This window comes from Streptomyces sp. NPDC102451 (assembly GCF_044765485.1).
Taxonomy (GTDB): domain Bacteria; phylum Actinomycetota; class Actinomycetes; order Streptomycetales; family Streptomycetaceae; genus Streptomyces.
On record NZ_JBIWKD010000029.1, the window covers coordinates 43,803 to 53,637 of the forward strand.

General features: G+C 70.2%; 7 protein-coding genes. 3 read left to right on the forward strand and 4 right to left on the reverse strand.

From position 1 onward, the window contains the following. Window positions 1–117: 117 nt before the first annotated feature. The 4 genes from ACIRD8_RS36170 to ACIRD8_RS36185 form a co-directional block, all read right to left on the reverse strand. Window positions 118–1,362, reverse strand: coding sequence for a ParB/RepB/Spo0J family partition protein (locus ACIRD8_RS36170; RefSeq protein ID WP_404001521.1), 1,245 nt, complete (start codon window positions 1,360–1,362; stop codon window positions 118–120). Beyond that, window positions 1,359–2,516, reverse strand: a complete 1,158-nt coding sequence (locus ACIRD8_RS36175) for a ParA family protein (protein WP_404001524.1) — start codon at window positions 2,514–2,516, stop codon at window positions 1,359–1,361. The genes ACIRD8_RS36170 and ACIRD8_RS36175 overlap by 4 nt, the downstream gene beginning before the upstream one ends. Window positions 2,517–3,276: 760 nt before the next feature. Beyond that, window positions 3,277–3,648, reverse strand: coding sequence for a fic family toxin-antitoxin system, toxin component (locus ACIRD8_RS36180; protein WP_404001544.1), 372 nt, complete (start codon window positions 3,646–3,648; stop codon window positions 3,277–3,279). Between the two features lie 2 nt (window positions 3,649–3,650). Next, window positions 3,651–3,911 (reverse strand): hypothetical protein, encoded by a 261-nt coding sequence (locus ACIRD8_RS36185; RefSeq protein WP_404001527.1) that lies wholly within the window; start codon window positions 3,909–3,911, stop codon window positions 3,651–3,653. A gap of 113 nt (window positions 3,912–4,024) precedes the next feature. Between ACIRD8_RS36185 and ACIRD8_RS36190 the strand changes: the two genes are divergently transcribed. From ACIRD8_RS36190 to mobF, 3 genes are all read left to right on the forward strand, one after another. Beyond that, the gene (locus tag ACIRD8_RS36190) at window positions 4,025–4,498 is read left to right on the forward strand and encodes a hypothetical protein (RefSeq protein WP_404001530.1); all 474 of its coding nucleotides are present in this window, start codon (window positions 4,025–4,027) and stop codon (window positions 4,496–4,498) included. 352 nt (window positions 4,499–4,850) lie between these two features. Next, window positions 4,851–5,390, forward strand: a complete 540-nt coding sequence (locus tag ACIRD8_RS36195) for a hypothetical protein (RefSeq protein WP_404001532.1) — start codon at window positions 4,851–4,853, stop codon at window positions 5,388–5,390. Window positions 5,391–5,644: 254 nt separating this feature from the next. Continuing rightward, window positions 5,645–9,739, forward strand: a complete 4,095-nt coding sequence (gene mobF, locus ACIRD8_RS36200) for a MobF family relaxase (RefSeq protein ID WP_404001535.1) — start codon at window positions 5,645–5,647, stop codon at window positions 9,737–9,739. The last annotated feature ends 96 nt before the right edge of the window (window positions 9,740–9,835 follow it).

Below are 9,835 nucleotides of genomic sequence, written 5' to 3' on the forward strand. Positions count from 1 at the left end.
GAGGAGGTTCTGCTTCTCCGCAGGCCGTCCGCAGCCTGGCCGGCCCCCAGCACTTCCCGCAGTGGCCAAACAGAAGTGGGCCGGAGGCGGCTGCCCCCGGCCCACTGATGAGCGCCCTCACACGTATGCGTGGAGCTCTTCGATCAGCTGCGCCAGCTGCTCGGGAGGAAGCCCGGACGCGAGGGTGCGCGCCTGCTCCTCGACGGATGTGCCGAGCTGGCGCACCAGGAGCTGACTGCGCTCTTCCCCCGGCCCGGCTGTCCCGGTCCGCTGCGGAGCAGCCTCGGCAGGGTCTGCTGCGCTGCTGGCCGTGTTGTCCGCGGACAACATCGGAGAGGGGACCGACACCGCTGCCGCCGAGGAGTGCGACTCGGTGGCTTCCGTGTTGTCCGCGGACAACACGCGCTCTTCCGCGGAGGCGGGCTTCTTGGACGAGGGGGCCTGACGCGGAGCCGATGGAACGGCCTCCGTCTCGCGCGGTGTGTTGTCCGCGGACAACACGGACCCGGGGGCGGGGGAGTGGTCGGCAGGTCCTGTGCCGTCGGCCGGGGCAGAGGTCCGTGTCGCCGCGGTCTCCTTGGCCCGCTGCAGGAGCAGCTTCTCCTCCTCGCGCGAGCGGGCCTCCTGTCCCCTGGTCTCCTTGAGGTGGGCCAGCAGCCCAGCTCCGGTGAGTCCTGGCTCCTCCTTCAGCCGCCGTGCGAGCAGACGGCCGTCACGTTCGGCGAGAGAGCCCGAGCTGAGCATCGTCTGCAGCTCAGCGGGGAGTTCCAGGAGAGCGAGCTGGTTGGTGACCCAGGAGCGGTCACGCCCGAGCCGCTTGGCGGCCCGGGTGCGGGCCCCCTTCTCCGACTCCTCGCTGCACACCCGTACGAGCTCGAGGACGCCGCGCGCACGCTCCACGACATCGAAGTCCTCCCGCTCCAGGTTCTCCTTGAGCAGATGGTCGACGAACTCCTCGCGGGAGGCGGCCAGATCGTCGCGTACGACGAAGTCCAAAGCCTCCAGAGCTACGTGCACCGCGCTGCGGAATCGCCGCTCGCCATTGACCAGTACGTAGGCGGATTCGCCGATCTGCGCCTCGTGCTCGGGCCACAGCCTCAGGTACGCGGGGCGGGACACGGCGACGCACGCTGCGAGTTGGGCGACGCGCAGCTCCTCGCCGAAGCGGGTGAGGTCTTCCTCCGAACCGAAGTTGCGACGGGGGTTGAGCGGTGTCGGCGCGACATCGTCCAGCTGCAGACGCCTCAGCTCGTACGCCGGAACATCGCCCTGCACTATGGCCTTCGCCCGGCCACGGGCGCTTCGGCCGCGCGGCACGCCCCCGAAGGACGAGCCGGTGCCGAGCCGGTCCGCGACACTCATGACATGACCTTCCGAGCGATGGCGCGCATGATCTCGGACTGCTCGCATTCCGGGGCGTAGGAGAGCAGGGGCTGCTTGAGCCGTACGGACTCGCGCTGCTCCTTGAGTTCCGGCATGACACCGACGACCGGCGGGTCGCCGATCTCCTTCCAGCTGTGCAGCGACGACGTGGCGATGTAGCCCTTGCGGCTGTCGTACATGTTGACGATGAAGCCGAGCATCGAGATCTCGACCTCCATGTCGGCGCAGAGGTCCTGGATCTGGTCGTAGAGCATGTCGTACGCGTCGGCAGACGAGTCTTCCGCGAGCACGGGGATGAAGATGCCGGACAGGCCCGACGTCTCGCCTTCACGAGTGCGGCAGTAGTACAGCGCCGTGTCCATGGTGTAGCCGAGGCTGGGCGGGCAGTCGACCACGATGTAGTCGAACTCCCTCTCCAGAGGCTCCAGCGCCTTCTCTAGCGCGGTCTCCTTGATGCGTACGAAGCGGCTGGTGGCGAGCTTGGCGTCGAGCAGGAACGCGTCCTTGCAGGCCGGCAGCATGAACAGCCGCCCGCTGAAGGCACCGTCCTCTATCGGGACGAGCAGCTCGCGGAGATCTCCCTTGGCCTCGCCCAGCATGTGCTTGGCCAGGCTGGGGGCTTCGATGTCGAACAGGTCGTACCCGAGCTGCTTGGTGAGGTGGCCCTGGGGGTCGAAGTCGATGAGCAGGACACGGCTGCCGGCTTCGGCCAGCGCCTGCGCGACGCCGGAGGACGTGGCGGTCTTCCCGACCCCGCCCTTCTGGTTGCCGAAGATGAACCGGCGGGCCCAGCTGGGCCGCGTGGCGCCTCTGCGGGGGGAGGGGTGGGTGTCGAGCCAGAGGCGGATCGCCTGGGCGATGCCCTGGTTGAAGGGGATGCCGCGCTGCTTGCAGTCGTCCTTGAACTCCCCGTACAGCCCGGTGGGGAGATAGGTGGAGAACGAACTGCCTCCTGTGGTGTCCACAGGAGCACGCTCGGCGTCATCTGCACGCCATACCTGTACGCCTTCGGTCACGGCATCCTTGATGTCGACGCCGAACTCGGCTGCCCTGACCTTGAGTTCTTGTCGCAAGGCGGCGGGCAGCTTGGCGACTACCTTTTCCCTGTCATCGGGGGAGTATGGGACGGTCATGCGGTTACCTTACTCACCTCGTTGGGAGATGTGGCGCAGGCGGGGTCGTAAATCTTTGGCGTGTCGCCCCGGTGGGGGAGGGATGCTGGAGGTGAACCGCGCTGGGTGGTGGGTGAATTGAGGGAATTGGGGGCAATGCCGGATTCGGTGAAAGTGCATCAGAATTGGCTTGGCCACCGATAGACCAGCAGGTCGGCGAGTCTGCTTCCCGCGCACGCGGGGATGGTCCCGACGTCGTATTCATCGAAACGACGCAGGTCTTCTGCTCCCCGCGCCCGCGGGGATGGTCCCCTGTTCACGCCGGGCAAGGACTGGCCGAACATCTGCTTCTCGCGCACGCGGGGATGGCCCCGTGAGCCCCCACACCAGGGGTGGGGCGGTCGCCTGTTCTCCGCGCCCGCGGGGATGGCCCCCCGGGTTACTGCAAGGAGGAGGGCGTCCGTTCCTGCTCCCCGCACACGCGGGGATGGCCCCCTGCGGGGGGTGCCAGGCCGGGCCGCTTCGCGCTGTTTCCCGCGTCTGCGGGGATGGTCCCCTGCACCGCTGCCAGGTGAGCGCGCAGGACGACTGCGCCCCGCGTACGCGGGGATGGTCCCGTAGTGGGAGAGATGGGCCATGGGCTGAGCGTCTGCTCCCCGCGCACGCGGGGACGATCTCTCCGGACGCTGACCCAGGACCCAGTCTCCGGCGGCTGTTCCCGTCGGGAGCTCTCAGTCGGTGGCAGAGCGCGTGTTGTCCGCGGACAACACGCGGCCACGCCTCAATTCCGCCAGCCCCGCAGGTGTGCCGCGATGCGCGCGGCTGTGCATTTCGGGTCGTGCAGCTCGTGTGCCAACGCAGACAGCTGCTCCCGTGTCGGCGCCACGGAAACGCCACTGGCCTCGAGGTACATCACTGCGACGGCGCAGGCCACGCTCAGGTTGGACTGCTCCAGCCAGCGCAGCCGCCCCAAGGTGTGGACCAGGGCCGCAGCTCTGGTGAACGCTCCCTGGTAGACCGGCGTCTCCAGCAGCTGGGCGCGGTGGCGGGCGACGGCGGCGAGGGGGACTCCCAGGTCTTCGGGGGCGGGATCGTGGTGGCCGGCGCGTTCGGCTACTTCGAGGATCCAGGAGAGATCGATGTGCAGGGACATGCTCACGCAGCGGCACTCCGGGTGGGTGCGGGGGAGTGCTGGATGTCGAGGTCCTTCTCGAGGGCGTCGAGGAAGGAGCCGTGCTCGTCCAGGAGGCGCTGGGCACTCGCCATCCCAGCGGCCCTGGCGCCGGATGTGTCCTCGGCGATGAGCCGCTCGACGTACCGGTTGAAATCGAGGCCGCGAGCTGCCGCGGCGTCCTTTCCCGCTGCGAGCACTCCAGGCTCGAGCCGGAGCTGGGTCTGCTTCTTCTGGGATGCCATACAAGGAACGGTAGCAGGGTGGTAGCAGCAAGGGAAGTGCGTGAGGCGGGCCCCAGTGGTCCGCCCCGCCACGATCCCGAAAGCAGCGAATGTGGGCACGTAGGCTGCGGACGGTGACCTACGACATCACGTTCTTGCGGGTTCTCCAGGGCCGCACCTTCGGCGAGACCCTGGAGAAGATCAACTCCGCTTACGACCCGGATGCCGACCTCAAGCCCATGCGCCTGACCGGTGAGCAACGTACAGATTGGGACAGGCTCGTACAGCGGATATCGGGGGAGGTCGGTCCGGTGACCGCCGAGGAGTTCCCCTACAGCCTGACTCTGTGGCGTGACGGGCCTGCTGGTCATCTGCAGTTGGACTACGACGGGGACTCGGCCAGCATCGAGATTCCCTACCGCTATCCGGGAAGCGAAGCGCTGCCGGTCATGGCGGAGGCCTATCGCATCGGACGGATCCTTGAGGAGGAGTGCGGCCTCGAAGGCTACGACTACGAAGTCGAGCAGCCTGTCCGAACCGGCGATATCGACGTAGCGGCAGCCAGGCTCGGTGGCGTCGCCCGCTGGGCACAGGAGACTCTCACCTGACCGGTGAGCGGCTCATCCAGGGCAGCACGAAAGGCTAACTCTTCCAGACTGAGGAGTGTGTCGCGGACTGGCTGGCTTGCCACCGGCTTGGCACGGTTCAGTCGGCGATCGTCCTATCAGGCAGCCGTGGCAAACCGCGCGCTTCCGGCCGGCTGGGCGGTCGAGGACGGCGTCGGCGACCTCTTCACGGGCGGCCTGCTGACGGACTCCGTGACGCGTACGCCTCAGGCCTGTTTGTATCGGGTAGAGCCCGGCAGAGATGGCGGAGTCAACGAGCAGGCCGTGCAATGTCGCCTGCTCGTCGCAGCACAACAGCCCATGCCTCGGCATGCCGCGACCAGGAGTGGGGACCGTGCGTAGCGACGCTCATCGAGAAGAACCAGTCCGCGATCTGAGCACGTGGACGCTCGACCAGCTGCAGACGTTCATCCATGCCGCCCACAGCCAGCAACTTGAGACGACACGCGTCGTCGCGCAGGGACAGGCCTACAACTCCAGCCATTCCCAGGAAGCCTGTCTCCAGTGGGCGAAGCTGTCGCTACTCGCGAACCGGCGCATGCTCGACAACGCCGAGGGAAGTTCTATGCGGGTGGCACAGCAAGACTTCATGCTGCGGATGTGGGTGATCGACCGGCTGGGCCCCGACGACACCGACCCCGACCGGAGCCCCGAGGCGCTGGCGTCCGACACCCTCGACACCCTGACCTTCACGCCCACACAGGCCGCCGGCCTCGCCAAGGGCTGGCACGACCTTCCCGTCGACCGGATCCGCGAGCTGAGGAGGCACAAGAACCTGACAGCCCATCTGGAAAGCCTGGTCGGCTATCTGGCTCCTGGCCCACTCCGTGAGCGACTGGTCGCCTGGACCGCGACCCGACCGCTCCTGCCGTGACCAGCCCCAGTGATCAGGTCGCCTGAACTGACTCGCTTCCTTCCGTGGGGGCGGCCTCAGGTGCCCAGGGAGACCTTGCGCAGCTCGAAACGCTGACGGGCCCGGGTGAGATGTGATGACTGCCCTGGTCCATGATCGAATTAGGTGGAAGCACGAAGGGGGTTCCCCTGTGAGGAATCCCCGCACGCCGGGAAGACACAAGCACACGAGCCTCGCTGACGGGGCAGCATGAACGGGGGCGGCCGGTGGCCTGGGTGACAGCGATCCGCGACGACGAGCAGGTCGAGTACCGGCTGCGGGAGCAGGCCGGGTGCTCGGTCGTGGTGGCCGACGCGGTGGTCCAGGAGGCCACCGAAGCGGCGCTGGAGCAGTCGCCCCGGGAGGTGGGCGACGCTGCTCTCGTATGGATGGGCAACGGTCTCGCGGCGGTCGGGCTGGCCGAGGGCGCGGTGCTGGACGAGGAGGGCAAGGAGGCCGCCCGGCTGCTGATGGTGGGCTGCCACCCGGAGACGGGCGCCAGGATGATCCGTACGCAGACGTCGGTCCGCGCGCACGAGAAGGCGAAGCTGACGACTGCCCGACTGGTCGAGGCGATCGAGGCGGCCGCCGAAAGGATGGGCGTGCCGGCCGCCGAACTGCTGGAGGGCAAGCCGAAGCAGCAGAAGGTGCTCGCGCAGCAGCAGCGGATGGTCCAGCGCCAGGGCGACCGGCACCGGATGCAGGTGACCACTCTGCACAAGCTCGCCCGCGCCGCCGGCCTCGAGCTGGACGACATGTACGGGGCGTCCGAGCTGGCAGAGGCGCGCGGGCACGCGGACCAGCGCGTCGATGACCGGGTTCGCGGCTGGGACCTGATGCTGGACCTCCCCAAGAGCGACAGCGTCCTGCCGGGGCTCATGAACGACTCGTACGAACGAGAATTCCGCGACCTGGTGCACCGGACGACGCGCGACACGATCCGCGAGGTCGAGCGCTGGGTCGGGTACGCGGTCGGTTCCGAGGGCGGGCGGCCGGTCCGGCTGGCGACAGGCGGTCTCCTCGCGTGGTCCGTGGAGCACCAGGCCGCCCGGCCGATGGGGGACGGGCTGCCCGGCGACCCGCACCTCCACCTGCACGTGACGATCGCCAACATGGGGCTGTGCGAGGACGGCGAGTGGCGCTCGATCGGTAACTCCGGCCAGGACCTGCACCGGCACGCAGCCGCTGCCGACGCCTACTTCCAAGGCCGGGTCCGGGCGCTCACCCACCAGCGGTTCGGTGTGCGCCGTCAGCAGGCCGAGCGCACCGGAGCCTGGGAGGTCGACGGGGTCCCTGAGCCGGTGCGCGACCTGTTCTCGCGGCGCCACGGCCGGATCGTGGGTCTGGCCGGGGAGGAGGCCGGACGCCAGGAGCGTGACCGTGCTGCCGCCGAGACCCTGCGCGCCAAGCACGGGGCGGACGCTACGGCGATGCGCGCGAGCTGGCGCCGGCGCGCCCTGCACGCCGGGGTCGACGTCGACGCGATGGTCGCGGCCGCCGCCCCTGGGCCGCCCGGCCCTGACAGCGGCCCCACCCCCGACGGGCCCGGCACCGGACCACGGATCCCGCCGCCCGCCGACCTCGCGGCGATCGTGTTCCACCCGGAGACCGGCCTCACGAAGTCGGAGAAGACATTCAGCCGCGCGCAACTGCTCGCGGCGGTCGGCAACGCACTGGAGTACGGCCTGGGCGACGTCCCCGGTCGCCTGGACGACGTCCCCGGTCGCCTGGACGAGCTCGTCGACGACGTCCTGGACGTGGCCGGGTACGCGGTGCGCGTGCCGGACTACGGCTCCACCGTCATGACGTCCACCGCCCGCTACACCACCCAGGACATCCTGGATGCGGGTATGTACGTCCGGGACCAGGCGCTCGCCCGCCACGGCGAAGGCCGCGTGGCCCTGACCGAGGAGCAGGCTGCGGCCGCCGTCGACGTCTTCCGGTTCGCGGTCGGCTTCGAGCTGTCCGACGAGCAGAACGCGGCGGTGACCCGGCTGCTGACAGCCGGGCACGGCATCGACACCGTCGTCGGCGTCGCCGGAGCCGGCAGGAGCACGCTGATGGAGGCGTGCCGGATCGGGTGGGACGCCACCGGCACCACATACGCCGCGGCCTGCTCGAGCGCCGTCGCCGCCCAGAACCTCACCCGGGCATTCGGGATCCCCGCGCGTGAGGTCGCGGCCTGGCTCCAGCAGATCCGCACCGGGACGGGCCTCACCGGTGTCGATGTCCTGGTCATCGACGAGGCCACCGTGGTGGACGACCGGTCCGCCGAGGTCCTGGTGCGCGAGGCCGCCCGTACCGGCACGCAGATCATCGGCATCGGTGACCCTGTCCAGCTCCAGGCGATCGGGTCCGCCGACTGGTACCGCGAGGTCCACCGGCTGATCGGCGGGCTCACCCTGCACGGGAACCGCCACCAGGAGGACTCCGCCGAACGCCACGCGCTGGAGGTCTGGCGCACCGGCGACCACGACCAGGCGCTGCACCTGCTCGCCGGCCGGGGCCGCGTCCACCCCACCGGGACCGCCGACGAGGCCCGCTCGCAGATCCTCACCGTGTGGGACGAGCTCCGGCGCGACCGGTGGCCCGACGCCCAGGACCTCGTCGACGAACTGGTGGTGCTCGCCGCCCGTAACGCCGACGTCGACGCGCTCAACGCCGGGGCCCAGCAGATCCGCCGCGCAGCAGGCGAACTCGGCACCGAGCACACCTACGCCCTCCCCGGCGGAACCCGGCTCACCCTGGCCACCGGCGACGCCGTACGGGTGCGCATCAACGACGACAGGAGTCGCCGCGGGGGAGGCGGCCCGGACCTGCTGAACGGGTACCGGGCCGTTGTCGGCGAGATCGCCGAGGACGGGCGGATCGAGATCACGTGGCGCACCCGCACGCGCGGCCAGGACGACGCCTCCGTGTCCGCGTGGCTGACGCCGGATCAGGTCGCCTCCGGGGCCCTGTCGCTGGGGTACGCCATGACGATCGCCGCCTCGCAGGGGATGACCTGCGATACGAGCCTGACGTACGGGCACGGCGCCAACGCGTTCGCGGCGTACCCCGCCCTCGCCCGAGGCAAGCAGGCCAATCACCTGTGGCTTCCGCTCGCGGCCATCGAGAGCGAGGACACCCGGGCCCGGCTCGGTGACGCCCGTACGGAGAAGGAGCTTCTGGAGTGCGCAGTCGACGCGTACGCCGAGTTCCTGGGGCAGTCGCGGCCGGACGCGACGGTCTCCGATCCGCTCCACGAGCCGCCGGCACCGGCCGTCGTGCCGTCGCCGACCCGCACTCGGACCGTCGCCGGCGCGGCACGCGCACGGTCGGTCACCGTGCACGACCAGCGCCCGCGGGAGGCCCAACCACCGCAGCGCGGCCACCGGCTGACGGACGAGCAGAAGCAGCGGCCGGCCGACATGAAGGAGGAGCGGGAGCCGGCCGGAGTCCGGGCCTGGAACCGCCGCCCGTACGGTGACACGACCGACCAGGAGCTCACCCGGCTCATGGCCACCGGCCCCGTCGACGCCCGGCGCGAGGACCTGGCGGCCGCCGAGGCCGAGGAGACCGAGCGCGCGCTGCTGGAGCAGATCGCGTACGGCCGGGCTCGCGGGGAGACGCGGGGCCGGCGTGAGGTCGCGCCCATCCACCCGCTGCTGGACCGCGCCGGCGAGCAGCTGGCGGTCGCGCGTGCCGAGCAGGCCCGCGAGACAGCCGCAGCGGAGGTGGCGGCCAAGGCTGACGAGCGCCTTCGCCTCCTGGCGACCGCCGACGACAAGGGCCGGATCGCACTGCGCCTGGCGGGCACGTCCCGCAAGGAACACCGCCAGCTCACCCAGCAGGCCACCGAGGAACGCGCTGCAGGATGGCGGGAGGCCGCCGACGCGCGTGCCGCGGCCTCCCGAGCAGCCGAGGCCGCGTGGGGGATCGTCCGCAGCAGCCCGTACGCCGCTGTCCTGGGCGCCACCGAGCAACGGGCACCGGACGTCGACACCCTCGCTGCCCGGCTCACCGAGATGCGCGAGACCCGGATCCCCGCCCGCGTCCAGCAGATCGACACCGAAGACGAGAGGCGCATCTCCCGCGCCCACGGCCAGGCAGCAAAGGCCCGGGAGAACGCTGCCATGTACCGTGCCGCCGCCATCGACGCACGGACCGAGAAGTCCCTGCGGGCGCGGATCGCCCAACAGCACCCCCGGCTCCATGAGTTCGAGGTGCAGGCCCGCGCCGACCTCCAGCACACCCAGGCACGCCGGAGCTCCCCTGTCGTGGCCCGGAGCAGCCGCCGCCCCTACCAACCACCGGCACAGGGGCGCCCAGGTCCGAAACGAGGGCTCTGACAGGGCGTTAAGTCCGTTTCTGGTAGCGGCCGCGTCCGGGCTGTTCGAGGAGTCCCTGGCGGACGAGTCTTCCCAGGCGGGAACGGGTGACGTTGA